The organism is Spirosoma knui, assembly GCF_054780635.1.
In genome coordinates, this window is record NZ_BAAGVY010000002.1 from 670354 (window position 1) to 697224 (window position 26871).

Consider the following 26871-nt stretch of genomic DNA (forward strand, 5'->3'; position numbering starts at 1 on the left):
ATCTCCAGTACTACTATTTCTTTTAGGGCTAATGGCTTTTATCTGCTTTGTCGGTTATTGTTATGCGCTTACTGACTGGATACATGACTATAGAACAGGCGTATACCATCAGGAGCGTTTTGAAGCGGTTTATGAAACCTTAGCCCTTGTCATTTACACTGTCTTTGGGCTGCGCTTCACAACTAACAAGATGAATTTTTTCAATTAATAGGTGAACGGGTCTACTCTGTGATCTAGTTGAAAAAGAAAGCCCGAACAGTTAAGTCCGGGCTCTTTTAGTATATATGCCTAACTAGTTTATTTACGGCTTCACGAATTTCAGGCTCTGCCGCTGAGCGGGCAGACCTGCGCTACCTTCACTCACGACCTGTAAGAGATACATACCTGAACTCTGGCTCTGCATATCCCAGTCAATTACCTGCTGAGTAGCTGCCTGCTGCCAACGCTGCTGACGTATCGGCTTACCACTTAAATCAACTAACTCGACCTGCAAGGAACGTCCCTCAGCACCCCGCACAATCGCCCGCAGCCGCTCTTGCTGAATGGGATTGGGCGCTAACTTCACCTGCAAGGGTACTTCTAACTGTGCTATCTCTCTGGCCCGGCAGTTAGCATCCACGGTTAACCGATACGGGCCGTATATTCTGACAGTACCTGAGCGGTCGGTGACTTTCAGGTAGAAGTTGCCTTGCGTGTTGGTCTGGGCGTTGATCAAGGTTAGGCTGGCGGTAGCCGTACCCCGGAAGAGTTGGGGCGTCTCCATAAGCTTAGGGCTGGTCAGACTGTTCTTGTACCACTCATACTTGACCGGATCGCCTTCGACCGCTACGTTGATCACGGCTGTACCTCCTCTACACACCGTTGGGTTGTTGCCGCCTGTTACCGTTGTAGACGCTATAACCGTACATCCGTTGTCTTGCCGGGTTACCGTCACCGAGTAGACGCCCGCCGTGTTTACCGTAGCCCTATTGCTACTGCCTTGTTGAGCCGCGTTTGGACTAAAGGTATAGCTGTAACCCGATCCTTCTGTAGCCGTGAGCGTCACACTAGCGTTGGTGAACGACAAAGGACCTGAGTTGATCAGTGTGACGCTGGGTGGTACAGTGTTGCCTATCACTTCGGTTGTGGCCGTGGCTGAACAACCGTTAGTGCCACTCACCGTCACCGTATACGTACCAGGGCCGTTGACGTTAGCCAAAGCACTACCACGCTGGGTAATGGTCGATGAACTTGGCCCCGCAAAACTGTAACTAAGTGTACCTGTAGAATTGCCGGTGGCCGTCAGCGTTACGTTGGGTTCAGCGCAGGTGAGCGTACCACTGGCACTCAGGCTCAGGTTCTGGGGAGCCGTTTTGTCAGCAAGAATCTCCACACCCGTACTTTGGTAGCAGCCCGTAACTGGGTTGGTAGCCGTAAAGCTGTAGAGGCCGGACTCACTGACGATGAGCTGATTGCCTGAGATCACTTTAGGAGCCCCGGGTGGTACGTCAATAGTAATTGTACCCGTTGAGCTAAAGGAGATGGGCAGCGTGGGCTGGCTACAGGTCAGATAGCTACTGCCCAGTTCCACGGACAGCGTTACGGCTTCGAGGTTGTCAGTAACCTCAGTCGTTGCTATGGATGAGCATCCGCTTGGGTTAGTTACCGTGACTGAGTAGGTACCTGTTGCGGACACAGAAACGGCCGATGAGGAGGTTGGTTCACCGGATAAGTTCGGCCCAATAAAGCGGTAGCTAGCTCCCTGGTCCCCGCCCGAAGCGATAAGCTCTACGTTGGTTTGGGCGCAGGTCAGCGTTCCACTGGCACTCAGGCTGAGGAGAGGGATGCGGTTTACGCTCAGGTTGAAAACAGGGGAGGTGGTACTGGTGGTCAAGTTGCTGACGACTACCCAGTAAGTGCCTGCATCGGCGGTCTGGGCGCTGGGCAGGGTAAGGGTAGCCGAGGTCTGAGCGGTCAGCAAGGCGTTATCCTTATACCACTGGTAGGTGCGTGCATTATCTGATGCCTCCACAAAGGTGGTGACTGAACTGCCCTGGCAGACCGTCGAGGCACTGGCCGGTGGCTGAATAATGGTTATGCAATTGGCTTGAATCTCTGAGACGGAATTGCATCCAGATGCATTACCGGAGATGGTAATATCTTCTGGTGGGTTAGTCAGTAACTTACAGATAGAAGTAATAGCACAGACACTTAAAGCCGGATTGTTGGTGATTTCCAGGACCCGGTCAACCCCAGTAATCCCACTTAAGCCAGCGATGCTGGTAAGCTTGTTATTGTCGGCAATGGATAGAGCCCGGTCCACTCTACCTAGATTGCTCAGGCCGTCCAGGTTAGTGAGTTCAGCGTTGTCTTGAATGGATACAGCGGTGCCCACAGTTCTCAGACCGCTCAAGCCGTCTAGACTAGTCAGTGCCCCATTGCTGCTGATGTTTAGGCTACCCCGCAATGAATTAACCTTACCTAAGCCGTCCAGACTGGTGAGTGAGGCATTATTTCGGATGTTTAAATTGAATGATATTTCGATGAGCCTGCTCAGGGCTGTCAGACTGGTTAGGGCGGGATTTGAACTGATTGATACTTCATAACCCACGCTACTTAGTCCGCTCAAACCGTCCAGACTAGTCAGTGCCTCATTGCGGTAAATATTTATACTGCTTCCCGTTTCTTTGAGCTTACGTAAGCCCGCGAGGCTGGTCAGGTTGGGATTATCTTCAATGTATAGGTTACCGGTCACACGGGTCAGACTGCTCAAGCCGTCCAGGTTAGTGATGTTGGAGCCAGATATGACTAAGTCACCGGTGATGGTTGTACACCCGGATTGGGCAAAGGCATCAACCTGCGCCTGGGTGGTTAACGTAACATCAGTACACTGGGCGCTGGCTATTGAAGACAGCAGGGGCATAAACAGCAGGGCTATCAGCCTAATTTGCCACCTTCGTGCCTTGGATAGTAGAGTTGGTTTCATGGACATTATATGGGTAAAAGTCATGGGGCAAATCTAGGCAGGCCGATAGCTCAAAGTCTATCACACATGTTCCAATTTTAGCACACATGTTCCATTTTGCACTGGGACTGGGGATTTTAGGGCAAGTTGACGGCTTATCTGACTTAAAGTTTTACTTTACTTAATGTGTTTTGCTACCTTTGAATTGGACGGCATATTCAATCAAAATTTCGATTCGTGATCCATGAAAAAAGCCCGACCAGTCTGGAAAGTCTGGGGTCGGGCTTTTTGCTATAAACTTGGTGAAGGCAACCGCTACGGCGAACTGTTCCTACAAGCCTGAATGTCTATGCAATCAAGTTATATTAGTTCTGTTATTCAATCGGCTTCGTCTTCAACTGCGTTAAAACAGCGAGCCTGACTCCGAAGACTTTGGTCCGCCAGCGCAGTCACAATCCGCTTTGTAAAGGGGCTGGAGGTGGGACCATATCCAAACTAAAAAGTATTGTATTGCCCACTGGTCGAGCCTCCCGCGGGTTAGCTATGTCAGTTGGCTGGTCAACTGCCTTGTCCTGTACCAAAACTGGTTGGCAAGCACTGCTGGAGTGCAATCAACGTAGGCTTGATTCACTCCAGCAGTGCTTGTCTCGATGACTTGCTGACAGATGTACCGTTAGGCCTTTGCTGCTGGTCTGGACAAATTCTAAGAGCTAAGCAGATCGGCCAGGTACTCATCATACCATTGCAGGCGTTGAATAAGAACCCGTTTTAATCGTTGCTGGTCAGTTAAGCTTGATTCCACCGGTTCACTCAGTAGCTGCTGCCATTCGCTGGCCAACTCTTTGATGGGTTGTGGCAGCAGCTGATTAACTGCTGCTGAACTGGTATTAACATGAAGAATCTGCTGAATCAGCTTCGCCTGCATCGGCTCAGAAGCTAGCTCGATGACCTGATCCGCAACTTTAAGTAGATAAGCCTCCAACAAGTCGTTAAAAGGCTGGTTTAGGTTTGTCATGTACGTGAGTAATCAGCAGCCGGAAGAGGATACTAAATCAAGACGCAGCTGGGCTTTATGAGCTAAGCGATGTAAATGCCGGGTATGTTCACAAAGCTTTTTGCCTAACGCTAACCCGCTCCGAGAGTTAGGCGTGGGTAACAGGTCTATATCCTCCACTAATTTTTCGAGTTCTGCTTGTATGGTCAGGGCCAGTTGTATGAGCTCAGCAAGGGGGCACTGACCCAGGTAAGCTTTATGCTGATTGAAATGGTACTGCTCAACGTCGTTGATATACCGGGTTAAGTTGTTATAGGTCTGGGTTAACACACGAACAGCGTCTACCCAGTTTGCCAACGCTTCTTCAAAGATAAGAAACGGATGATCGTCTGGTTGGTTAAAAGATGCAAGGCCGTCCATAATCCATCTCTTTGTTTAACTTTTATAGCTGAATTAGTTATTAAAGGCTAAACAAATATAGAATAAAAGGAGACTTAAGCTGAAATATATTCTAATTTTACTAGACATCGTGCTAAAAAATAAAGCCATCGCCCGTCTGGACTCTATTCCAAAAATCTGGTTTAAGTCAGCCGTAAGTAGACATATAAAGGCGAATCAAAACAACGCGTCATTACGTGATTAATCCAGGAAGAAGGCGCTATCCTTGAGCAGGCGGAATGCGTAGCCGATTTTCTGTTCGAAAGTCCGGCCACAGGATCGGCCGTAACTCCACTCAAACCCAATCTGGTTTCAATCTGTACCATACCTCAGGAGGTGATTGAGCAGCCGTTACGTCAGTACGAACGTAACCCGTTCGCCCGTTTGTTACGTCGGCATGTCGGTATACCTGTTGCTGCTGAACTAGTTCAACATCGGTACGTCGAGTTGATGGCCGGGAGCCTGTGCCTTCTGGTATATCGACGAGTTGCAGATCATGCCGTTAGACAATACGCTCCATAGGGTTAAAGTGGCTATCGTTGAAGCGCCGAAAACGGCGGTTATCCGCACGCTTTATTTTTCTGGTTTTGGCTGGCTGGCGGTTGGGGTTCCTGTCTCACCTCAATGCAGAACAATTGGCTCCGGTCCGAGATCGCCGGATCGAACTGTGTTTGGATCTGTCGAAAGACGGAAGCGGGTTTGAGCGCTGGAACCGCGTAACCGAAGACCTGATCGGGCAGGGGTTTACGATAACCGTGGACAGAATAGTGCTGAGGGCCCCATGACTCACAATACGCTACTGGAAAACTGGCCGAAGCGTTTGCCAAAGGCAAACTCATTACGTTACAGCGACTGGTTCTGGCCGAAAATGGCGACCTGTTCAAGATGCTGGAGTATATTTCGTTTGCCCACGAGCCCATTCGATCACGAACAAAAATCGGGGCATTCCTCGTAGTTTACACCTCAATTCAAAACGTGCTTATCTAATGCTCCGACAAATCAGACACCAGCACCGGTACTACGGGCTGGCCTTTGTACTCTGCCTGTTTATCCCGCTTCACCTCTTTGGTCAGCCTAAGGGGCTGGCCACGGTAGCGCCCCGAATGCGCGTTATCGTCGATAACGATTTCAGTGGTGATCCCGACGGGCTGTTTCAGTTGGCTCACCTGCTGTTGTCGCCTTCGGTCGAAGTACGGGCCATAATTGGGTCGCACCTGAACGCCAGTGATGGATTTGATAATTCGAAAACACAGGCTGATAATGCCGCCAAAAAAGCACGGGAGTTAATGCAGGTTATGAACGTGGGCAGTACCATTCCCGTTCTGGCGGGGTCAAATACGGCAATGGTCAACGATAGCACACCCGTCAGAAATGAGGCTGTCAATTTCATCATTCGCGAAGCCCTGCGTACCGACACCAAATTGCCCCTGTACGTAGTGTGTGGGGCTGGCTTAACTGAAATAGCGTCGGCCGTGCTGACCAATCCGCAAATTGCTGACAAACTCACTTTGATCTGGATTGGTGGTCCTGAATACGCTGAGCTGGCCACCCCGCCACCGGGCTATTCGGAAGTGGAATATAACCTCAACATTGACCAGGCAGCTGCCCGTGCCGTCTTCAATAGGTCAGCGTTACCGCTTTGGCAAGTGCCCCGCAACGTGTACCGGCAGTGTCTGTTATCGTACGCGCAATTGCTCACAAAGGTGAAGCCCAGGGGGAAAACCGGAGCGTACCTAAGCGGGGCGCTCGAAACCCTGATGGCGCGCATCCAGCGGTTCATCAACATCGGCGAAACGTACATCCTGGGTGACAGTCCGCTGGTGTTGCTTACCGCCTTGCAATCGTTTTTTGAGCCGGACCCATCATCGAGCCAATACGTTATTCGGCAGGCACCACGCATTAATTCGAGTGGAGTATATACCACCAACCACAAGGGTCGGCCCATTCGGGTTTATACTCAACTGGATATCCATTTGATGTTCGACGATTTTTTCGCCAAGCTCGACCTTATGAATCCTTAAGGTAAAGGTAAATTGTACACTACTGGTAAATTATGTAGATTCTGCGGATTCACTCTCCAGATCGTTCTTCGAAACCTCATGGGCATACCAGAAGGCAATAAAAAAGGTCCGGCGATTAATCGCTGGACCTTTTTTATTGAAATATTAAAGGTTTACGGCTTGACCACCTTCAGGCTCTGGCGTTGAGCAGGTACACTTGCGCCAGCTTCACTGATCACCTGTAACAAGTATAGACCCGAACTTTGGGCTTGCAAATCCCAATCAATCACCTGTTGAGATTCTGCCTGCTGCCAACGCTGCTGCCGGATGGGCTTCCCGCTTAAATCAATCAGTTCGACCTGTAACGAACGTCCCTCTGCACCCCGTACCACTGCCCGCAATCGATCCCGCTGGATGGGGTTAGGTGCTAGTTCCACTTGCAGAGGTGTTTCCAGTTGAGCCACTTCTCTAGCCCGGCAACTGGCGTCCACTGTCAAACGATACGGTCCATAAACCCTGACCGTACCTGATCGGTCTGTGACTTTCAAAAAGAAGTTGCCCTGGGTGTTAGTCTGGGCGTTGATCAGTGTCAAGCTGCTGGTTGCTGTACCGCGGAAGAGCTGGGGCGTTTCCATGATCTTGGGGGTAGTCAGGCTGTTCTTGTACCACTCATATTTGACCGGATCACCTTCTACCGCTACACTGATCACGGCTGTTCCTCCTCTACACACCGTTGGGTTGTTACCTCCCAGTACGGTGGTAGAAGCGGTTGATGAACAGCCGTTGTCTTGTCGGGTAACGGTCACCGAGTAAACACCCGCTGTGGTGACCGTAGCCGTATTACTACTGCCTTGCTGGGTAGCACCCTGACTAAAGCTATAATTATAAAGACCGCCTGGATTGGTTGTGGCCGTTAGCGTTACGTTGGTGTTGGTAAAGGACAAGGGACCTGAGTTGCTCAGGTTGACACCGGGCGCTACGTTGTTACCGCTGACATTGGTCGTAGCACTTGCTGAACAACCGTTGGCGGCTGTCGCTGTCACTGAGTAAGTTCCTTCGCTGCTGACCGTCGTTAAGTTGGCCGTGGCCGAAAGGGGGCCGCTAGGTCCCGCGAATCGGTAGGTTAGGGGAGGGGTGTCGGTCGTAGCGGAAGCTGTCAGGGTAGCCGTAGGCTGGCTGCAACTGAGAGTATTACTAGCCATCAGACTCAGGTTAGCGGGAGCTGCCGTGTTGCTGCTGACCGTGGTCGTTGCTGTAGCCGTGCAGCCATTGGACCCGGTGACTATCACTGAATAGGTGCCCCCTTCGGAGACCATAACCATCGGATTGGTATCGCTCTGAGAGAAACCCGGGCCTGTAAAAACGTAATTGCTTTGACCAGAAGGCGTTGCGGTTAACGTCACTGTGGGATTAGCACAGGTCAACGTGCCCGAGTTGATCAAGGTGGCCTGGGGGGAAAGCGTATTACTTTCCACAGTAGTGGTAGCTGAAGCCGTACAACCATTAGCCCCTGTAATGATGACGGAATAGAGGCCGTCTTCAGTAGCCATAGCCATGGAACCTCCGTCCTGGCTGATTAGACCCGGTCCGGCAAAGGTGTAGCTGAGCAGACCGCTTGAGCTACTGGTAGCACTGAGGGTAACGCTGGTTTGTGCACAGGTTAGCGGACCATTGTTGGTTAAGCTTACGTTCTCAGGGGCAGAGGTGTTACTTTCTACAGTAGTGGTGGCTACAGCTGAACAGCCGTTGGCACCCGTAACGGTAACTGAGTAGAGACCGCCAGCTGTTACAGAGGCTGTTGCACTGGTACCATTCTGATCTAGTCCAGGACCGGAGAAGACGTAACTGCTCTGGTTGGCAGGCGTAGCCAATAGCGTCACTACGGGGTTGGCGCAGGTAACCGTACCCGGACTTACTAACTCAGCATCAGGGGCTAATGTGTTACTCACGACGGTAGTCGTGGCCGAAGCTGTACAACCGTTAGGCCCCGTTACGGTTACGGTGTAGGTGCCGGGGCCGCTAACCGTAGCACTAGCAGTACCGGTTTGCGTGATGGCATAAGGACCCTCAAAGTTGTAACTCAGCAAGCCCGTAGTACTGCTAGTCGCGGTGAGTAGCACAGTTGTCTTAATGCAGGTGATCGATCCATCCTGGACTAGAGTTAGATTCTGAGGAGGAGTTGTGTTGTTACCAACGGTTGTGGAGGCCACGGCTGCACAACCGTTGGCCGTGTTGGTCAGGGTAACGCTGTAGACTCCGGATTGAGTAGCTTTGAAGGTTAAGCCAGTAGCCGTTTGTACAAAGTCACGAGTCCCCGACGGTCCACTTACCGAAAATGAGTCGAAGCCGGTACCTATGGCAGAAACGGTTGCGTCGGTGTTGAGACAGGTCAGAGGCCCTTGGTTACTCAAGTCGCTTATCGTAGGAGCAAGCGTATTGCTTTCCACAGTGGTGGTCTGGATGGCCGTACATCCGTTAGCGCCTGTTACCGTGAGGGTGTAAGTTCCCGGTCGGTTCACGCTAATTGTTGGTCCGCTGGCGCTAAAGCCTTCAGGGCCGACAACATTATATGCCACCCCTTGCGTAGTGCTGCCCGCCGTTAGACTGACACTAGTCTGAGCGCAGGTGAGGGTACCACTACTACTCAAAGTTACGTTCTGAGGAGTCGCCAGATTACTAAGTACCGCTGTGGTTGCCGTTGCTGAGCAGCCGCCGGGATTGGTCACTGTCACCGAATAACTACCCGATGCGGTCACTGAAATCGCCGATGAAGAGGTTGGTTCCCCCGACAGGCCCTGCCCAATAAATTTGTAGCTAGCCCCTTCCAGACCACTTGTAGCCGAAAGTTGAACCGAGGTAGTGGCACAGGTCAACGGCCCGCTGCTGTTGAGTTGTGCTGTGAAGGCTGAGCAGGGGGGGGCATAAGAAATGATGACCTGGCCATTGCCCGAGTTACCATCATCGGGTCCAGTTCGGGTGGTGCCCGCCGGGTCTTCGAAATAAGAGCCGCCACCACCACCTACGCCACTGCTAAACCCTGCGCCACCACCGCCCGAGTAACCACCGCCCCCTCCTCCTACAGTAGTGCCACTGCCTGTGCCGCCCCCACCAAAACCACCGCCCTGGTAACCACCGATGCCTCCGTTGATAAACGCTCTGCCGCCCCTGTTGCTAAGACCCTCGCCATCTGTTAGTAAACCTCCACCAGCTCCATAAATACTGGGAGTTCTTCCTCCATTTCCCCCTGTACCACCACTGCCGTCAGCGTCAGCACCCGCTCCACCATTCCGCCCTGCCTGTCCCTGCTTTTGCTGCGAATCATTGACAGAACCACTCCCACCGCCCCCTCCGGCGATGACTAGCGGTTGATTATTTGTAGTGACAACAAACGTACCGCCCCCGCCACTGCTTAGGTTTGATGTAGGACGCCCTCCCACTAGAATACTTAGCGATTGACCAGGAGTAACAGGCACCGTAGCCGTGATGATGGCTCCCTTACCAGGCCGAAACGCTGAACTAGGGTTATTACCTCCTTCCGCTCCTCTGGCTTCTATAGTCAATGAGGTGACGCCTGTCGGCACGATCCAGGTTACAATGGAACCGGTATAGGAAAAGGTTGCCGTTGTGATAGCCGCCAGTCGACCACTTGGGGCTGGGCGCGTGATGGTTGCTCTAGCTGGTAAAGTAGATGTTCCAAGCTGGCTCGTGATCGTAACTGATCTGGTGCGGAGAACATTCCGACGACTGTTATCTGAAAAATTGTGTTGTGCCTGAACCAATGAGATACTCGGCCAGCTCATAAATACCAGCAGAAAAGTAAACAGGTGCTTCATAAGCGATCGATCTACTAAGTAATAAAGAATCATATTCTCAGTAAAGATACACAAGGTATATGCGCTAGTTATAAATCGCGTCCTAAATAGCCATGTATAGTTACTAGACGGAAGGTAAAGGGCACAAAAAGCCCGGCCATGATTAACCGGGCTTGATACACTATAATATGTATGGAAACATACATGAATCCATCAGAGCTTTATCACTTTCAGGCTCTGGCGTTGAGCAGGTACACTTGCGCCAGCTTCACTGATCACCTGTAACAAGTATAGACCCGAACTTTGGGCTTGCAAATCCCAATCAATCACCTGTTGAGATTCTGCCTGCTGCCAACGCTGCTGCCGGATGGGCTTACCGCTTAAATCAATCAGTTCGACCTGCAAGGAACGTCCCTCAGCACCACGTACCACTGCCCGCAGTCGGTCCTGCTGGATAGGGTTAGGCGCTAGCTCCACCTGCCAAGGTGTTTCCGGTTGGGCCACTTCTCGGGCTCGGCAGCTGCCATCGACCGTTAAGCGATAGGGGCCGTAGATGCTTACAGTGCCTGACTGATCCGTTGCTTTAAGATAAAAGTTACCCTGAGTGTTGCTCTGGGCGTTGATCAGCGTTAAGCTTGAGGTAGCCGTACCTCGGAACAACTGGGGCGACTCCATGATCTTGGGTGTGGTTAGACTGTTCTTGTACCACTCATACTTGACGGGGCTGCCAGCCACTACGACGTTAATCACCGCTGTACCACCCCGGCATACGGTAGGGCTGTTGCCGCCCAGCACCGTGGTCGAAGCGATGGCCGTGCAGCCATTTGCGTTGGTTACCGTCACCGAATACACTCCAGGCGTGGTTACGGTAGCCGTGTTTGGGGTTCCCTGCTGGGTAGCCCCTAAACTAAAGCTGTAGCTGTAGGCTGGACTAGACGGAGTACTCAGCGTAACAGGAGTGTTGGTAAAGGATAGGGGACCGGAGTTGGTTAATGCCGCTTGGGGAGAGACGTTGACCGTTACAGGCACGGATACCGTTTGCGGACAGTAATTAACCGGATCGGTGACCGTAAAATAGACCGGGAATACGTCCGCCGAGACGGGATTGGTAGCTGTAAACGTATTGGCCGTATAAGTGCCCGCCACCGTAGTTAAGCCCGCATCTTTATACCAGCTAGAGCCGACAAGGAGATTATTATTGATTCCAATCTGCAAGGCTGGGCTAGCCGTGAGAAGCCCACAGTCGGTAGAAAGGGGAAGGGCTATGAGCTTGTTATTACTTACATTAGGGATGGGGTTACCCTGTGGGTAAACCAGTGTGCCGTTGTTAGTCAGGTACGAGTTGGTGTGCTCTTGAGTCGTCTTTACAGTCATTAATCCCTGATTAGTCAACGTACCCGAGTTGTTGAGACTAGCATGCATCGTCAGGCTAGCACAGCTTGTGACATTGGTGAAGACATTTGAGTTGAAAAGGGCATTCTGACCAACAGCCGCTTTAGCGCCAATGATAACACGATCCGAGTTATTGAATTTACCTCCATTGGCTAGTCCGTATTTGGTAGCGTTATCAATGTGAAGCTGTCCCCCTGGCATGTTATAAAATACCGATCCGTTAACAAGACCGTGCTCACCCACGGGAGCATTAGCACCAATAATGATATTACCTGAGTTAATAAAAGTGTTGCCAGTGTTCCATAACCCAATGTAGGAGGAACGATCAATCTGGATATAGCCGCCTGTGAGGTTGCTGAAGGAACCACTATTGTAGAGGCCATCCACGCTCACAGATCCTATTGCGCCAATCGTAATTCTACCTGAATTGGTAAAGCTACCAATATGGTTCAATAGTCCGGCAGAGGAGCAATTATTCAGGCTGATCTGGCTATCTGGAGTCGTGTTGAACGTGGCCATGTTCTGAATACCGACATCTCCTATAGAACCCTTATCCCCAATCACAATTTGGGCTGCATTAGTAAAGGTGCCCTCGCCGTTAAGCAACCCCATTGAGTTGAACCCGTTAATCTGGAGCTGACTACCTAAACCATTCGTGAAGAGGGCTCGGTTATAAAGGCCAATATCTGCCGAGGAAGTGGTAGCGCCAATGCTCAACAAGCCATTGTTAACCACGGTGCCCCTGCTGTAGAAAGCAACCTTTGACCCATTGACTAGCTGCATTGACCCATTGATGGTTAACGTAGCTGAGCTACTGATTGTCAGCGCTCCTTTAAATTCGATATGTACTGAGTTGGCGAGGGCTGCCGTGTTCCATCCAATAACGGGGCTATTGGCTACTTCCGGAATGATAACATCACTGTCAGCGGTGGGTACGTTGCTTGGAATCCAGTTATTGGGATTAGACCAGTCGGTGTTTGTGGCACCCGTCCAGGTCTGAGCCAGTAGAGGAGCTGACAATAAGAGCATTAGGCTCAAAGCCAGCCAACGAGACCAACAGCTGGTCGAAACGAGAAGTCGAGTACTGAGATAATTATGTAGCATATTGTCTGATTTAGAAAGAGATATGAAGAGGAGTGAATATTAAGTTGACTAATGGCTAAACAGTCCTGCTCCGGAGTTGCACCGGATTCAACTCGTACCTGCCTGCTTGAGCAGGATACAAGCAGCACTCGGGAAAAGCAGTGCTGTTTACAGACGTAACACAATCAAGGGTTTACAGGAGAATCCGGAATGGATGAGGCAAACGTAGCCCGTGTCGGCAGGGCATGACGAATAAAAACGGGCGAAGCGTCAGTCGGGGCAATTGAAGCAAGCAAAACGAGGGAGCAATGATCAGACCTGTGAATGGCGCGGGTATCATTTTTGCGTAATGCCTAGCCTGATAATACCCGCCGTAACGCAGGATATGACTGTCTAATTGGAGTAATAGCCAGCCGCTAATTTATACTGGAACTTTCTCGGACAATGGCTCATTCAGGTCATGGAATAATTGAAAGACCTGAAATAGTCTCGGTCACTTTACATCAGGGATTACCTGTGTTCATACGTAACGGATAGCTCGATTAAACCCGTTTGTGTACGTTAAACTATAAATAGAAATTATGCAGGCGCGTACCAACTGCTAACCGCTGCGCTACAGACTGAATACGAGTGCCTTACTGAGCAAACCAACCCACCTGAAAAGACTATGGCCAAGTTCAACCTTACGGTCAAACTTGGCCATAGCTCATATAATCCGCTTACTTAATAGTCCCCAGTTGAATCACCTCGAAATTCGTGGCCCTAAGGTTACGTAGTTTATTAAGGTCGTCATTATTCCAGCGCTCATCGGGAGCACCGCTAATAAAAAAATCAGAACCGATGTCGGTCAGGATAATACCGTACTTCTTCATAGCGGTTAAAATTACGCGGTTGGTTGCTGAATACGGCGTTACGTCAAAATTGGCTTTGAGCCGGAGCCGCATGCCCATTGGGGTAGGGGCACTGGTGTTCCGGTTAGTGCCGTTTACCTTGTGGCTAGCCGGAAAGACATAGTTGTTGCTCACCTTCGACCGGCGCAGGGTAAATCGAATCGCATGATCAATGACGCCCGTTTTTACTTCTTCGTAGCGGACCAGCCCTGCCAAAATGCTCAACCCCGAAGCATCGGCGGAGGTCCACCCTTCTGGGCGGCTGGCGTTGCTTGCTAGGTCGAAGATAGCCCCTGAGGAAGCGGCCCACCCGTTAGCCGTCCGGCTGGCATTGTAGAGCTCATACACTTTCCGATTGTCTACATCCACGGCGATTACGTGGCTATCGTCTTCTCCATTGTTCTCAATGGGGGCATTCAGCGGAATGGGGTAGGGGCCAGGGTCACTTTCCGACCCATAGTTGCCATCGTAGTCGTCAGCGCGAAACGTTATCGGCACTTTAGGCTGGCTTGCACATACGGGAACGTAAGGGATACCAATCGGTACTCCTTCGTACAGGCCACTGCCAAAGTTTGCCAGCAAACGCGGATTGTTCTGCGCCAGCAGGTTGATAATCGCGCTTGAGCGGCTGTCGACTGGAGCCGTATTGACGGCCGTATTCCAGGGATTATTGACCGGAAAAATAGGTGTTCGTTCTACATCCGCCAAGGTGACTGAGCAGGGGGCCGCCGTGCGGGAAGCCCCGGCAGGATGTGGTGGTTGAGAAGGCTCGGTCTGGCAACAAAAAGCAGCACCAGCGAGCAGCAGCAGGCTTACTTGGGAATAATTCATAGGGTGAAGTTGGATTTGATACAGGAACTACGAACTAAATAATAAACGCATTACCATCTAAAAAAAGCCAGCTGCACAAATAGGCGTGTCACCTCGTCAAACCGGTCTTTTAGATCGTACGATGATAGGCGCACCAGTTTGTCCGTTGTTAAACGTATTTGACTTTTGTCCAGGATGAACAAGCAAAAAAGGACGCTCAATGTGGCGTCCCTTTTGCATGTTTATCTAATCCATTTTGTACTCAGTTCTTCTCCGGGGCGGGTACCTGCTGGGTGATGCAGTGCATACCACCCCCACTAACCGTTAGGGCGTCTACGTAAATCTGTTTGATCTGCCGGTTCGGGTAAACGCTCATAATGACCTGGCGAAAGGCTTCGTCTTTCTGCTGCAAACTCGATTCCCGGCCTGGTTTGTAAAACTTAGGAATCAGTACCACATCGTTGGTTACCACATAATTCATGTAGCTGGCTGCCATCACATATTGAATAGGGCCACCATCGGTCGAGAAGTGCTGAATACCCTTCAGGCTTTTCAGAAAAGTATACATTACATCGTTTGGCGTCAGTTCGACTACAATCGGGCTGGGTTCAGGTACCCGAATCACGGTGAGTGGCTTGCCGTCCTGATCGGTAGCCTTTGACAGAACCTCGTAGGCATCTTCGAGCGCCTGATAGCTCTTCTGGGTGAACGGATTGCCCTCACTTAGTTCGGCGGCTGGTATTTGTGGCAGCAACACGGTGTTGGCATTGACCCAGGATACCATCTCATCGGCGTGCCATACGCCCAGGTTGAACTGATACTGGCCCTTCACCAACCGGGGCGATTCCAGTACCGGGTGCCCATCGGTTCCGGTGGTTTCGTTCAGGAAAATGACCTTTTTGAGATTGAAGACCCGTTTGAGTTCCGCTTCAATTTGAGGCAGGCTCATGGTAGGATTGCTGGCCATCAGCGATTTCTTGATGGTGATGAGGGTTCCTTTACCGTTAAAGTGCAGGTTACCCCCTTCTGTTATCAGGGATGAACTGCGTACACTGGCACCCTTGGCAGCCGCCGTTCCATAGGAAACGTTGTTGTCGAGCTGGTAAATGGCGTAGCTTTCATCCGTTACGTAGTCCTTCATCCGGTAAGCGTCGAAGTCGAAGTCCACCACCTGATAGCCACCTTTTTTGCTTTTCATGAACGTACCGCCCGTGTCGCGAATCCACAAATCGCCGTGGGAAACGGGGTGGAATCGAATCGCTGCGTCGATAGAGGCAGCAGAAACCCCCAAACTCGATAAAGCGGTTTTCAGTGAATCCACGTCGGCCTGCGTGTTGATGGCGTAATCAACTTTCGTCGTTGTTGGTAGAATCTCTTTCAACATGGTGGCCTGCACTGCCCACATGGATAGATCGTGTTTGTAACGAACCGTAGGCGCTGATAGCCAGATGGAAGCCAGCGGTTCAAACTCGGCGGGCATATAAAAGGCTGCCGCATCCGCTTCGCAGGTTTCCGGATCAACAGGGTCGGGGTGGCAATTGGTCAACGACAGGGCGAGCAGGCCCCAGGCAACTACGCGAATACTCCTTTTGTTCATTGGTTTAATTGGTTAACACGGCTCCACCAGTCAGAGGAGGTTTACTCAAAGCAGATGGGGTGATCCGCAGCAGGAAGTGATTGATTTACGAAGGCAAACGTAGCGTCAACCTAGCCGGGCCGACGAAAAAAAGCAGGTGAAACGTCAGGCTGAGCCAATAAAGTGAGCGAAATCGGGAAGGAAAAGACAAGCAGTTCTCTGTAGGCCTGATGGGTACGTCCGATGGCTAAGACGTTGCCGGATGAAGGCAGGTTACATGTCTGAATAAAGCTTTCGCGTGTTCAATTCAGATATAACTATCAGTCAGTAGGAATTTTAGATTGATTGGGTCTTTATAGTCGTACAACTGAGCGTCTTTAATTTAACTGCCTTAACCCAACCAACGTAACACTTCTTAAAGGGCTTTTTCTAACCGCTCTACGTTACTGGCGTATAAGGGCAGGTCGATCTGCCGCCCGCCTAGGACCAGACGGCATAGGGGCGTGGGGGTTCTGGTGAGGTAACTAATGATCTCTCGATTGATAATATGGCTTTTGCCGATACGTACGAACTGAGCGACCGGCAACAGCTTTGACAGGCCATCTAAGGTGACACCTGGTACATGCAGGTGGTCCTGCTGCGAGCAATAGATGTGAATGGCGTGATTGTTTGACTCGCAGTACATAATATCGTTTACATCAATCCGGTGCAAACAGATTGAGTTACGAAAGATTAGCCATCGTGTGGCCGTTAATGGGTCGGATGAACAGGTTGGTGGGATTTCCATCAATGAGAATGAACAAACAGGAAAGCAGGTGCGTTGAGCAGCAACAGTTTGGGTTAGCAGCGCTAAACCGTAATGGAGTCGATCACCATTCGATCGACTCCACTACGGTTTAGCGCTGCATCTTTAATTGCGGGTCTATGCTAGCGGATTGTGATTTGGACCCTATTCGGCTCGTGCTAAGATGGCACAGTTCGTTGGAACGGTAATCGAGAGGATGGGGCGCCGAGTGAGTCGGTTAGTTTGCTGGACTAGGCCATGAATTTAGCGTTTTAACAGGCGTAGACTCTGCATCTGCTGAGGAGTACTAATCGTCAGGATATATATACCGGGTGGACGGTCGCCGAGCCGCAGTTGCAGTTCATGGTGGTTCGTGGGCACTGGTTCGATCCGGTTCAGGATGGGCTGACGCCTAAAGTCGGTCAGCAGCAGTTGCACGGACTGGTTGGCCACTCCGTCGAGGCTCAGTATAAACGTGTCGTTAATTGGGTTAGGGTACACGCCCGCATGAAGCCCGGCAAACAGCTCAGCCTCTGCCGGGACGGATGTAGAACCGACCTGAGAGGTTTCGACGGGCGGAGGGCTCGTCTGGTTAACAGTCGGCGTCGGCCCTGGGTGATACACCTGCCCACTGACGGGTAGGACAGCCGCCAGTTTGAGTGCCGTAAGCTCCACGATGACGTTGCCGCTGTAGGTGCCAAACGAGGTTGTCTTGAGTCGAACGTAGAGCGTTTTGTTAACCTGACCTGCGTTATTACCTTTCATGAAAAAATTCATCGTCGGGCTAAACGGACCATTACTGTGTTGGCTAAGCTCATAGCCCGACGGGGCTTTTACCGAGGCCGAGTAGGTAAGGATTGAACTGAAGCCTGTGCCCGACAGGGTGAAGGGCGTACCAGGCAGCGATGCCCCGACTGTAGCGCTCATACTGATGAAGCTGGATGGATTCGCCGTGAGCGTGTGCGTTGGGGGCAGGACCACCCCTGCGACGGGTTGGGTAGCGCTGCCGAACTTATCCAATAGGATATTATCCACAAAGCCGGTAAAGGGCCCGGTTGCCCCACCGGTTAAGCGAACATAGGCCGTAAACCTGAATTTTCCATTAACCACCTTCGTATATACGTTCAAGGTGCTGGTAAACGGCCCTCCGCTCTGCTGGCTCACTTCATAACCTGCTGGTGGCTTTACGTGAACTCCCGCGGTACTTAAATCAAAGTTCTCGCCGGTAAATGTGTAGGATTGAACGCCAGAGGGCGTTCCCAACACGGTCGAAAACGGAGCGAGGGGCTTTGGGGTCAGCTTAGCTGTGTAGGGCCCCGGGATTGGATTCACGATGCCAATTACGTGTAACTTAGCTGACGTAGTTCCCTGATTGAACGAATGCTGTATGTCCTTAGACACTCCCCCAAGTTGTTGAGACGCGGCCAGGCGAATATAGAGTGATTGCTGAAGCGTACCGTCAGGATTAACGGCTACATTGACATTCAGTTGAGCAGAAAAGGGACCTGACTCCTGAGTGCTTACTTCAAGACCCGCAGGTGCGGTTACCTGCAAAATCGTGGATGGCTGACTGAAGTGCTGCCCACTAACCACATACATGACGGCCTCTGATGGTGACCCCTTCAGGGTAGTCAAACCCACCACCGAAGATACGCTGAAGCTTAGCGTTGGAGTAGGTGGACTGGTCGTAGCCTTAAGCGAATGAATAACCGCCAGCTTACCCACAAGCCAACCGAGTGAACCTCTGCCTGCGGAGCCGTTTCCAGCGGGTGACAGAGATTGGGCTCCAGCGTACAGGGACAACAGACCCAGCCAGAGAAAAAGAAGGAATGATTTCATAATAGTGAATGGTCTTTTATTGAGAATTGATTAGGACTGATCACGCGTCAACCCTTGTGGTTTGGTGGTTGGCCGCCTACGATATCCTGAAGTGAGCAAGCCCTTAGCTGTCTGTCTTTTAGTGATAATGATTTCTAGTGTACCAGTCAAGCTCCTGAATTTCATGTTGTTGTATCCAGCCTGCTTTCTCTGAATGGTAAGCCTGCGCATCGAAAGGACGCAGTCGAGCTGCCCGAAGTTTCTCAGACTGGTAGGCCTGTGCCAGGTTTGGATGAGCCCTTAAATAATCACGAAACGCTACGTGTCGATCTATATCGGCAGACGTAAGCGGAAAGAAGTGAAGATGAACGACTGGATCTCCGGTAGGCCCCGGTAAGACACAAAATCGCCGTTGGGCAATTCTATATTCTCCATACCATTCATACCCAAATGACTCAAGGATAGGCCGCTGTTGGTCCAGTGTGTCTAACTGATAAACAACCGGCATCAAATCGATGATTGGCTTAGCGGCTAAGCCAGGTATGGCTGTTGAGCCAACATGTTCCACGGCCGCCAGATTTGAGTTTAGCCCTTCCTTAAGTTGTTGGGCCTTCTCGTATGCCCATTTGGGCCATTCTGGACTATATGGCTGGATAATAACAGGATAAACAGGCATAGATACGTAATGTCCCGCCAACCATAGACGGTAGCGTCGTTGACAGACAGAACCTTGATGGATAGCGGGCCGAACACTCGCGCTGGGCTGGGCAATGGGCTGGCTGGAGCCGTTACGAGCCACGCCTTGTAAAGCGAAATGTTATAGGGCCTGAGCAAAAGTGGCCAAGCTTACCAATGAGGGAGTAAGCAAGCAACTACTGGTTTCAACAGGCTGATTGGGTATCAGGAAGCCTATGTATTTGATGACGGATGGTCGGTGGCGCGGCAGTAGCGGTATTCGCCCTGGGCTTCACTCGTACGGACGAAACCGTTTTTCTCCAACACGCGTTGGGTACCCCGGTGCTCAACGGGGACATCGGCGATGACAGCCCGTAGCGTTGGCTCCTCGGACAACCACGCCACAAACCGCCCTACGGCTTCACTCATGTAGCCCTGCCCTTCAAATGCCTGATCCGTGAAGTAGCCGATCATCGTCTGACCCTGCTGGTCGGGTGGCCCCGATGCGCCAATGCCGCCCACGGTCCGGTTGAGCATACTATCTACCAGTAGCCAGTGTGTATACCATAGCCACTGATCGGGATGAGCCATGACCTGGGGCAGTACGTGCTCTTGTATAGCCTCCGTAAATTCAGCCATAAAGTCATAGGCCGGGTTCAGAGTGAGGTTGGAAGGGATTAAGCCCAGGCGAGCTTCCAGTTCGGAGCGACTCTCGGCCAGTGCCTTCAACTCCGTTGCATTCAGGGGAATCAGACGTAAACGGTTGGTGTGTAGAGTAAGCATGGATGTAGTTGGTTCTTGTATTTGGGTTTGGTTTCAATCAGCGTTGTCGGCTGGTCGGACAAACGCTAATCGTCTCTGCATGTTGACGACCACCTGGGTGAGCATAAATCGAAAGGCTGTCCCGACGATTTCGAGTTAGTTTAGCATTTGACAAGGGCAAACTTAGCCTGACCTTATGGAAGCCAACAAAAAAAGTAGGTGAAGCGTCAGAGTGGGGCAATAAAGCAGATAAAACTGGGTGGGATAGGTAGGGCCTTTTAGGTAGATTACCTGCTTTACGTTGTCGTATACCTAAAAGGCTCCTAATGATCCAGAACTTTAAGGGTGATTTTGGCTAATGGTTAATTGATTGCCGTTGCCCAACTGCTCCACCTTCACTAGGTTCCCGTCTCCTGCCTGGGTGATCGTCGCCCGGTTGTCAATGCCCGTTTGCAACACATTGGCGATGTTGGTAAAGCCTGATTCCTGCATCACCGTAATTACGTTATTCATACCTAACTGACGAGTCTCAACCAGCCCCTTGTTCCCGTTCTGGGTGATAGAGGTCCGACTGCCACTTGCCGGACCGCTTTGATACGCTTCCGCCCGGTTAGAGTTGCCACCCTGCGTAATGTTAACCACCGCTCCGGGCGAAAACCTTTGGGAAACAGACGCCTGATTGCTGTTGCCACTCTGCACGATGTAGGCTTCGCTTAAGTAGCTTTCTTGTTCAATACCAGCTTTATTGCTGTTACCAGATTGCAGAATTGACCCTTTGTTCTGGTTGCTGCCTTCCTGCCGAATGGTGGCCTGATTCAGATTGCCAGATTGGTTGATTATGCCTTCATTCTGGTCATCGCCGGAGTCCTGATAAATTAAGCCGTAGTTATTGTTTCCCGTCTGATTGATGACGCCCTTGTCTTTCAGACCCAGTTGCTCAATAGTAGCTTTGCTTTTATCGCCGGATTGGAAAACGATTGCCTCACTGTAATGACCAGCGCCCAGTTGCCGCACGTAAACTTCGTTGCCATGAGCCGCGTCATTGGCCACGCCCTGGGTAATCACAATGGAACTTTGGTCGGTGTTCTGGTAGGTATACGCCTTATTTTGGGTACCTATCTGGTTAATGACGCCCGTGCTGGTTGTGCCGGTCTGATACGATTCAACAGAGTTCTGGGCTTGAGCCCCCCCTGAAAGTAGTGAGCCGAGCAAAAGTGCCGACATAAATACTGGTTTCATAAAATGAATTCGTTTTGGATTGAGAGGTGAAAATGCCGACAGTCGACAGGTTGATTGACTGTCGGTGATTAAAAATTATTGGTGATTAAGCTTCATCAATTTGCAGTAATTGGCCTCTGCGTGGAGGTTACCCTGCCAGTGCCCGGCGGGTTTCCCATTCAACTGTCCGGTCGCTTCCATCTGGTGATCGCCCGCCGTTAGTTCGACGTATACGATGCCGCCACCCCGATCATCGCAATCGGGCTTTGGCTTGTTTGGGGTGACGATGAAAGGGCGGTTGATGGTGCCTACCGTCTTGCCGTCTACTTTCACGGTAATCTGGTCAAATTGATCGTCGGGCTTGGCGGTCCAGATCAGGTAAGCCGCATCCGGCTGGGGAGTCACCTCCACCTCCTGTTTCTTACAGCTCACATCGACAAGCGACAGTAAGGCAAAACAGCTCATTGGAACGTAACGGCTCATGCGTAATACATTGATTTTCATGGTAAAGAGAGATTTGTTGTTGTAATGAATGGTGGACAGCTTTAGCCCGGTTAGTTGTGGCGTAGTCGGTACTTCGCCCACGCGTTAAGGTTGACGTAAACGTTCTACGCCCATCTGATTGTAATTTCCCTTCAGTATGGTTATGGCATTGATCAGGTAGGTACCTGCGGATGCGCAATCCGCAGGTCTGTTCCCAGTTTCCCTCGGTACCGTTCTGCACGGAGGCAAGGGCTTGCCTTTGGCGGCCGAATCGAGTGCGTTGCGTTAAGCTGCCCGGCAACCTTTTACGTGATCAAACTGCGAACTAGACATTCCTGTGGTTCAGGTGCGTACCTGTCCGTAGCGAAGTGGCCTAAACCTGATCGGATTTTCAGCCTATACGGCTCGGCGAGAGATGAGCCTGTTATAGGATGGAAGCAATCGTCCGCCGTAGGCATTGATTAATCAAAATCATTAAAGGGGCAACTGGCTTGACTGGGACAAACGTAGACTGACTCAAAGAGGCATTGTGAAGAAAAACAGCCGAAGCGCCGAGGCAGGTCCTTAAAGCAGCCAGGAACCGGAGGCAGCGATCATTACGGCTTAATAGATAACCGCGTTGCGCACGGTCTGGATAGAAGTCGTGGCCAGCGTCAGCGAATAAACCTTATGGGTCCGGCCTCTACGGATTACTACCTGATACTGCCCGTCGGGAACTTCGGTCAGATTCAGCCGGAAGCGGAACGTTGACTGCTTTTGCGGAATCTGATAATCCCAGATTGTAGACCCTTCGCGGTTTTTGAGTTGAAGCACCAGCGGCCCGGTGCTAGTCGCTTCCACCAACACCTGAAGTACGGTTGGATCAGCCGTGTTCACGATGGTAATTTGAGTGGGTTTGTTGATTAACTCATCAGTCGGACGAGCCTGAACTGCCTGGGCGGTCAAGCTGAGCAACACCCCATAAGCGCCGAGTAAAACCAGCGCCAATAAGATAGATTTTTGAACGGTTTTCATTGGTTCTTTGTGCGTATTTGTTAGTTACGACACAAAGGTATTTTGGCGGGTTGGGCAGGTCGTAAAATAGATCGGCCAGTGATGCAGACCAACCATTAAAACGCGCAAAAGCGGCCTTTAAGCGATAACCTGACCTATTTACGTTGCGATCGGCAACCTTCTTAGATAACGCTCAAAGCAGCGGTACTTTTACCACAAAATGGTGGTCGTCCGCTCCCGTCAGCAGGGGTCGATCGCTTAGGTAGCCGTACAGCGTTTTGAGGCTGTCGAGACCTTGCTGATTAGACGTCTCGACAAAGTTCTTGCGCTGAAGGTTGTTGGCCACGAATAGATAATCGTCCTGTACATAGACCCGAATGGTTAGCGGGCGGTCGTCTTCGATAACGTTGTGCTTGATGGCGTTCTCGAACAGATTCTGTAGCGTTACGGGTACAATTCGGCAGGCCATACTGGACAAGGGGATGTCTACGTCAATTTGTAGCCCTTCCTCAAAGCGGGCTTGTTGGAGATCGACGTAGTTAGATACAAAATTTAATTCGTGCTCTAACGTAACGGTCTCGCGCTCTTTGTTTTGTAGGATATAGCGGTAGATGGTGGCCAGCTTCTGCAAAAAATCAGACGCCATATCGGGAGCCGTAATAATGAGGCTATTTAGCGAGGTCAGGCTATTAAACAGAAAGTGAGGGTTGAGGTGGTTTATTAAGTTTTGGTATTGTATTCGGGTTTTGTCGCGTTCGAGCTGGGTGGCCTGCATGTGAAGCTGGTGCAATTGGGCCGCCTGCCACAGTCGATAGCGGTACACGCCAAACATCAGCCCGGCTATCAGCATAATGAGTAGCACCCGGAACCAGCCCGTTTTGTAAAACACCGTATCAATGGTAATAACCAACTGTGCCGGAAAAACGCGGTTATTGTCGGTCCTGGCCTGAACACGGAATACGTAACGGCCACCGGGAACATTAGCGTATACGCCCACCGTTCGGCTGCCTGCTTCTACCCAATCCTCGTCATAGCCTTCTAGCTTGTAGAAAAAAGAATAGGGCTGCTGGGCCTGGTTAAGGATTCCATAGCGAACCGCAAAGTCGTTCTGGTCAACCCTGAGTTGAACGGTAGGATGGCGAGTCGGGGTCATCATGGTCGTGTCGGGCAGGCGGACGTCGCTGATGAGTAATCGGGATGGTGGCCGAGGGGCGTTAAAGCGCTCAGGCATCAGTTCCAGCACGTAGCCCTTCACGGTCATCAGAATATGTCCATTGCGAAGGGGAACCATGTAATTTTCGTAGTGGGCGTCGGTTTGGTTGATTGGTAGGGAAAATTGCTGGATATGACGTAAGGTCGAGTCGAACACAAAAAAGTTGTTCAATGATGCCACCCAGATTCGCCCGTTCCGATCAGGACATACCGCCATGCATTTATTCGCTGACAGCCCGTCCTCATGCGTCCATTGCCGAAGCGTGTTCTGACGTGGATCGTAGCGAACCAAGCCGTTCTCAGCAGCCGGGAGCCAGATTCGACCAGCCGCATCGGTCTTGAAATAGAAAAATGTAGTTTCCAGTTCGGGCGGTTGATGAACCGGCACCTGCCTGAAGTGCCCGGTCTGCTCATCGAAGCGTACGAATCCTCCAGGGTACACGTCGAGCCATAACTCGCCCCGCCGGTTGTAGGCCGCTGTCCGAACGAAGAACTGCCCGACGTCTCCGGGCGGGCAGGGCAGCGCGTACGACTGCCAACGCCCGGTTGAAACCGAGTACCTGATGGCCCGGTTACGGTGCCACCCAAACAGCCAGAGTGTATCACCCCGCACCAGTAGGGTGCTCACCTCGCTGAGTTGCTCCCGAACAACGGCCGTAGCTATGAACGACGCAAATCGGCCGGTTTGTTTATCAAACTGAAGCAAGGCGTGATCTAAATGAATGTAGATCGTTCGACCGTCTGGAGCGAAGGTTAGCGAGGGACGTCCAAAACCGTTTTCTTGTTCATAAGCAGATGGGATATGATACAGGTGACTACGTCCCGTAGCCGGATGATAGTGAATCAGCTCGTGGGTGGCCGAGCTGAGCCACCACGAGCCGTCCCGATCCTCGATAATTGAGTTCAGACCCCGGCTGGCGTTCAGACCCGGTATCCGACCGCCCAGATTGTGAACCCGGTAAAAGCTTCGACTCGGATTAGTCAGCGACAAGCCGTTGACCGTACCCAGCCAGATAGTGCCGTCGTCCTGTTGCCAGCCGCACCAGAAAAACGGCCCTGCTACCGAGCTGGGGTTAGCCGGATCATGGTAAAAGGGTTGCAGGCGATCACTACCCGCTTCCACCCAGTAAAGCAAGTTATTCCAGGAGCTAACCCATATGTTCTGCTGGTGGTCGGCAAAGAGCGTAGCGATAGGAAACAGCGGAGCCGAGGCCGACTTAGGTGGCCGGATGGTACGCTCAATTCGCTGCTGATTCAGGTCATATATCACGATTTGACCAACCGTATTGTCGGCCCAGGCCAATCGGTGGGAACCGAGCAAGGTGAGGGCGGAGATGGAATGCTTGCTCCAAAGCAAGTCTGCCTTTGCCCGGTCGCCCACGTTATTGACATTGACAAACCGCCCGGTCGTCATATCGAAGTAATTCATCCCTCCGTTGTAGGTGGCCACCCACAAGCCCGGTCGTTTGGGGTCTTCGATCAGGCCATGCCGGTTGATGCTATTGTCGGATAACGACGTTTTATCAACATCCTGCTGAGTGTACTGTCGGTAGCGGTTGGTGCGGGGATCGTAACAAAAGAGCCCCTTCCCCTGGCTACTAAACCAGATACGCCCCTGGCGGTCGCCCAACAACGTCGAACAGTGACCCAGCGTGATTCCATTAACCTGCCGGATGTTCTCAAAATGGCCCGTCCGAGCGTCGTACCGGCTGATGCCAACCCCTGTGGCCACCCATAATCGTCCGCTTTTATCCTGACCGATGGCGTTAACCGACGAACTACCAATGCTCCAGGATCTCCGGCGTTCGTGGCGAAAGGCCGTAAAATGATCGCCGTCGAAGCGGTTCAGGCCGTTAGCGGTACCCACCCACAAAAAACCGTCGCGGTCGCGCAACATGCACGTAACCAGTTTGAACGACAACCCCTGAGCTTCGCCAATATGCCGGAATTCAAACGGCAACGTATTGATCTGCTGAGCTGACGCAGAAGAGCATAACAGACCTACCAATAGCAAGGCCGAGACCATTATACAGCGTCCAGGTAACGTTATCACCGGTCAAGCCAGCGTTTAAACGCTGGCGCTTTCTGGCGGCTCACATCAATTTCGACAGACTGGTGAGGAGACCGCAGCCTAAGCATAAGTTTAAAATTCAGCCCATTTCGAACCTGTTGAATAGCATCATGATTAATAATAAACTGGCGGTTCGCTCGGTAGAAGCGAACGGGGTCGAGCAGCTCTTCCAGGCGGTCAAGTGTTTCGTAATCCACTGGGTATCGAGCACCGGATTTGGTGACTAGGAAGTTGATACCGTCGTACTGAAAAAACGCAATGTCTTCGGTAGCGATAGGAATCCAGCCATTACGTTCCTGGCCTAGAAACGTTTCTTTATAAACCGCCTTGGCACCCGCCGTAGGTTCCTGGAGTAAGGTTATAAGCTGCCGGAGGTCAACGGGTGGAGCCACCTGACTGCGGATCAGTGACCGGGCTTTGGCAATGGCCCGGCTGAGGTCGGCCATATCGACTGGCTTGAGCAGGTAATCAATGCCATTGACTTTGAAAGCTTGAATAGCGTATTCGTTGTAGGAGGTAATAAAGATGATGGGGCACTGGAGTTTGTACTGGGCAAAAATGTCGAAACTCACTCCATCGGCAAGCTGAATATCAGCAAAGACCAGGTCGGGTTCGGCGTGCTGATTGAACCAATGCAGAGCCGTTCTGACGCTGGATAGCGTTTCGATCAAGCGAATGTCGGCGTCCACTTGACCTAGTTTATGAGCAAATTCGCGGGCAACTAATTTTTCATCTTCAATCAGAATGGCGTTCATGACGTCAGGTCGATTTGCGAGCTTAGGAAATAGACAAATCTTAAAAAAAATGCGACCAGGAGCAACTTTTCGGAATCGGATGGTCAGAGGAAGCGGTTAAATGGTAGGATATTCCGATCAAACCGTTACACCATTTACCCTGGTTGATTGATGACTTATCC

Annotated in this window: 18 protein-coding genes; 2 read left to right on the forward strand and 16 right to left on the reverse strand. The window is 51.4% G+C overall.

Annotation, left to right across the window (positions count from 1 at the left end; genetic code table 11):
- Nucleotides 1–301 precede the first annotated feature (301 nt).
- The 3 genes from ACYVIY_RS07525 to ACYVIY_RS07535 all read right to left on the reverse strand — a co-directional run bounded on the left by ACYVIY_RS07525 (nt 302) and on the right by ACYVIY_RS07535 (nt 4358).
- Nucleotides 302–2902 carry a T9SS type A sorting domain-containing protein gene (locus ACYVIY_RS07525; protein ID WP_460975688.1) on the reverse strand — a complete coding sequence of 867 codons (2601 nt, stop codon included), beginning with the start codon at nt 2900–2902 and terminating at the stop codon, nt 302–304.
- A 745-nt stretch (nt 2903–3647) separates the two neighbouring features.
- A complete protein-coding gene (locus ACYVIY_RS07530; protein ID WP_460975689.1) occupies nt 3648–3959 on the reverse strand; it encodes a hypothetical protein in 312 nt (103 codons plus the stop codon).
- Between the two features lie 12 nt (nt 3960–3971).
- The gene (locus tag ACYVIY_RS07535) at nt 3972–4358 is read right to left on the reverse strand and encodes a hypothetical protein (protein WP_460975690.1); all 387 of its coding nucleotides are present in this window, start codon (nt 4356–4358) and stop codon (nt 3972–3974) included.
- 514 nt (nt 4359–4872) lie between these two features.
- Between ACYVIY_RS07535 and ACYVIY_RS07540 the strand changes: the two genes are divergently transcribed.
- The gene (locus tag ACYVIY_RS07540; protein ID WP_460975691.1) at nt 4873–5079 is read left to right on the forward strand and encodes a DUF6371 domain-containing protein; all 207 of its coding nucleotides are present in this window, start codon (nt 4873–4875) and stop codon (nt 5077–5079) included.
- Between the two features lie 283 nt (nt 5080–5362).
- The gene (locus tag ACYVIY_RS07545; protein ID WP_460975692.1) at nt 5363–6397 is read left to right on the forward strand and encodes a nucleoside hydrolase; all 1035 of its coding nucleotides are present in this window, start codon (nt 5363–5365) and stop codon (nt 6395–6397) included.
- 152 nt (nt 6398–6549) lie between these two features.
- On the opposite strand, the gene ACYVIY_RS07550 is transcribed toward ACYVIY_RS07545, so the two are convergent.
- The 13 genes from ACYVIY_RS07550 to ACYVIY_RS07610 form a co-directional block, all read right to left on the reverse strand.
- On the reverse strand, nt 6550–10209 hold the full coding sequence (locus ACYVIY_RS07550; protein ID WP_460975693.1) for a T9SS type A sorting domain-containing protein: 3660 nt from the start codon (nt 10207–10209) through the stop codon (nt 6550–6552).
- Between the two features lie 192 nt (nt 10210–10401).
- On the reverse strand, nt 10402–12609 hold the full coding sequence (locus ACYVIY_RS07555) for a T9SS type A sorting domain-containing protein (protein ID WP_460975694.1): 2208 nt from the start codon (nt 12607–12609) through the stop codon (nt 10402–10404).
- Between the two features lie 773 nt (nt 12610–13382).
- Nucleotides 13383–14384 carry a hypothetical protein gene (locus ACYVIY_RS07560; protein WP_460975695.1) on the reverse strand — a complete coding sequence of 334 codons (1002 nt, stop codon included), beginning with the start codon at nt 14382–14384 and terminating at the stop codon, nt 13383–13385.
- A 241-nt stretch (nt 14385–14625) separates the two neighbouring features.
- Entirely contained in the window at nt 14626–15960 is a 1335-nt protein-coding gene (locus tag ACYVIY_RS07565; RefSeq protein ID WP_460975696.1) for an agmatine deiminase family protein, read from the reverse strand.
- A 394-nt stretch (nt 15961–16354) separates the two neighbouring features.
- Nucleotides 16355–16726 carry a LytTR family transcriptional regulator DNA-binding domain-containing protein gene (locus tag ACYVIY_RS07570; RefSeq protein ID WP_460975697.1) on the reverse strand — a complete coding sequence of 124 codons (372 nt, stop codon included), beginning with the start codon at nt 16724–16726 and terminating at the stop codon, nt 16355–16357.
- 261 nt (nt 16727–16987) lie between these two features.
- Complete coding sequence (locus tag ACYVIY_RS07575; protein WP_460975698.1) at nt 16988–18562, reverse strand: T9SS type A sorting domain-containing protein; 1575 nt, start codon at nt 18560–18562, stop codon at nt 16988–16990.
- Between the two features lie 118 nt (nt 18563–18680).
- Nucleotides 18681–19217: a GrpB family protein gene (locus ACYVIY_RS07580; RefSeq protein ID WP_460975699.1), complete on the reverse strand. Its 537-nt coding sequence runs from the start codon at nt 19215–19217 to the stop codon at nt 18681–18683.
- Nucleotides 19218–19450: 233 nt separating this feature from the next.
- Entirely contained in the window at nt 19451–19999 is a 549-nt protein-coding gene (locus tag ACYVIY_RS07585; RefSeq protein WP_460975700.1) for a GNAT family N-acetyltransferase, read from the reverse strand.
- A gap of 318 nt (nt 20000–20317) precedes the next feature.
- Nucleotides 20318–21217 carry a hypothetical protein gene (locus ACYVIY_RS07590; protein WP_460975701.1) on the reverse strand — a complete coding sequence of 300 codons (900 nt, stop codon included), beginning with the start codon at nt 21215–21217 and terminating at the stop codon, nt 20318–20320.
- Between the two features lie 75 nt (nt 21218–21292).
- The gene (locus ACYVIY_RS07595) at nt 21293–21700 is read right to left on the reverse strand and encodes a hypothetical protein (RefSeq protein WP_460975702.1); all 408 of its coding nucleotides are present in this window, start codon (nt 21698–21700) and stop codon (nt 21293–21295) included.
- A 582-nt stretch (nt 21701–22282) separates the two neighbouring features.
- Nucleotides 22283–22693, reverse strand: coding sequence for a hypothetical protein (locus ACYVIY_RS07600; protein ID WP_460975703.1), 411 nt, complete (start codon nt 22691–22693; stop codon nt 22283–22285).
- A gap of 172 nt (nt 22694–22865) precedes the next feature.
- On the reverse strand, nt 22866–25910 hold the full coding sequence (locus ACYVIY_RS07605) for a ligand-binding sensor domain-containing protein (protein ID WP_460975704.1): 3045 nt from the start codon (nt 25908–25910) through the stop codon (nt 22866–22868).
- A 23-nt stretch (nt 25911–25933) separates the two neighbouring features.
- Complete coding sequence (locus tag ACYVIY_RS07610; RefSeq protein WP_460975705.1) at nt 25934–26710, reverse strand: LytR/AlgR family response regulator transcription factor; 777 nt, start codon at nt 26708–26710, stop codon at nt 25934–25936.
- Between the last annotated feature and the right edge of the window lie 161 nt (nt 26711–26871).

Coding starts and splice junctions, on each gene's coding strand:
- ACYVIY_RS07525 (WP_460975688.1), bottom strand. CDS start 2,902: ATGCCCCTGCTGTCTTCAATAGCCAGCGCCCAGTGTACTGATGTTACG.
- ACYVIY_RS07530 (WP_460975689.1), bottom strand. CDS start 3,959: ATGACAAACCTAAACCAGCCTTTTAACGACTTGTTGGAGGCTTATCTA.
- ACYVIY_RS07535 (WP_460975690.1), bottom strand. CDS start 4,358: ATGGACGGCCTTGCATCTTTTAACCAACCAGACGATCATCCGTTTCTT.
- ACYVIY_RS07540 (WP_460975691.1), top strand. CDS start 4,873: ATGCCGTTAGACAATACGCTCCATAGGGTTAAAGTGGCTATCGTTGAA.
- ACYVIY_RS07545 (WP_460975692.1), top strand. CDS start 5,363: ATGCTCCGACAAATCAGACACCAGCACCGGTACTACGGGCTGGCCTTT.
- ACYVIY_RS07550 (WP_460975693.1), bottom strand. CDS start 10,209: ATGAAGCACCTGTTTACTTTTCTGCTGGTATTTATGAGCTGGCCGAGT.
- ACYVIY_RS07555 (WP_460975694.1), bottom strand. CDS start 12,609: ATGCTCTTATTGTCAGCTCCTCTACTGGCTCAGACCTGGACGGGTGCC.
- ACYVIY_RS07560 (WP_460975695.1), bottom strand. CDS start 14,384: ATGAATTATTCCCAAGTAAGCCTGCTGCTGCTCGCTGGTGCTGCTTTT.
- ACYVIY_RS07565 (WP_460975696.1), bottom strand. CDS start 15,960: ATGAACAAAAGGAGTATTCGCGTAGTTGCCTGGGGCCTGCTCGCCCTG.
- ACYVIY_RS07570 (WP_460975697.1), bottom strand. CDS start 16,726: ATGGAAATCCCACCAACCTGTTCATCCGACCCATTAACGGCCACACGA.
- ACYVIY_RS07575 (WP_460975698.1), bottom strand. CDS start 18,562: ATGAAATCATTCCTTCTTTTTCTCTGGCTGGGTCTGTTGTCCCTGTAC.
- ACYVIY_RS07580 (WP_460975699.1), bottom strand. CDS start 19,217: ATGCCTGTTTATCCTGTTATTATCCAGCCATATAGTCCAGAATGGCCC.
- ACYVIY_RS07585 (WP_460975700.1), bottom strand. CDS start 19,999: ATGCTTACTCTACACACCAACCGTTTACGTCTGATTCCCCTGAATGCA.
- ACYVIY_RS07590 (WP_460975701.1), bottom strand. CDS start 21,217: ATGAAACCAGTATTTATGTCGGCACTTTTGCTCGGCTCACTACTTTCA.
- ACYVIY_RS07595 (WP_460975702.1), bottom strand. CDS start 21,700: ATGAAAATCAATGTATTACGCATGAGCCGTTACGTTCCAATGAGCTGT.
- ACYVIY_RS07600 (WP_460975703.1), bottom strand. CDS start 22,693: ATGAAAACCGTTCAAAAATCTATCTTATTGGCGCTGGTTTTACTCGGC.
- ACYVIY_RS07605 (WP_460975704.1), bottom strand. CDS start 25,910: ATGGTCTCGGCCTTGCTATTGGTAGGTCTGTTATGCTCTTCTGCGTCA.
- ACYVIY_RS07610 (WP_460975705.1), bottom strand. CDS start 26,710: ATGAACGCCATTCTGATTGAAGATGAAAAATTAGTTGCCCGCGAATTT.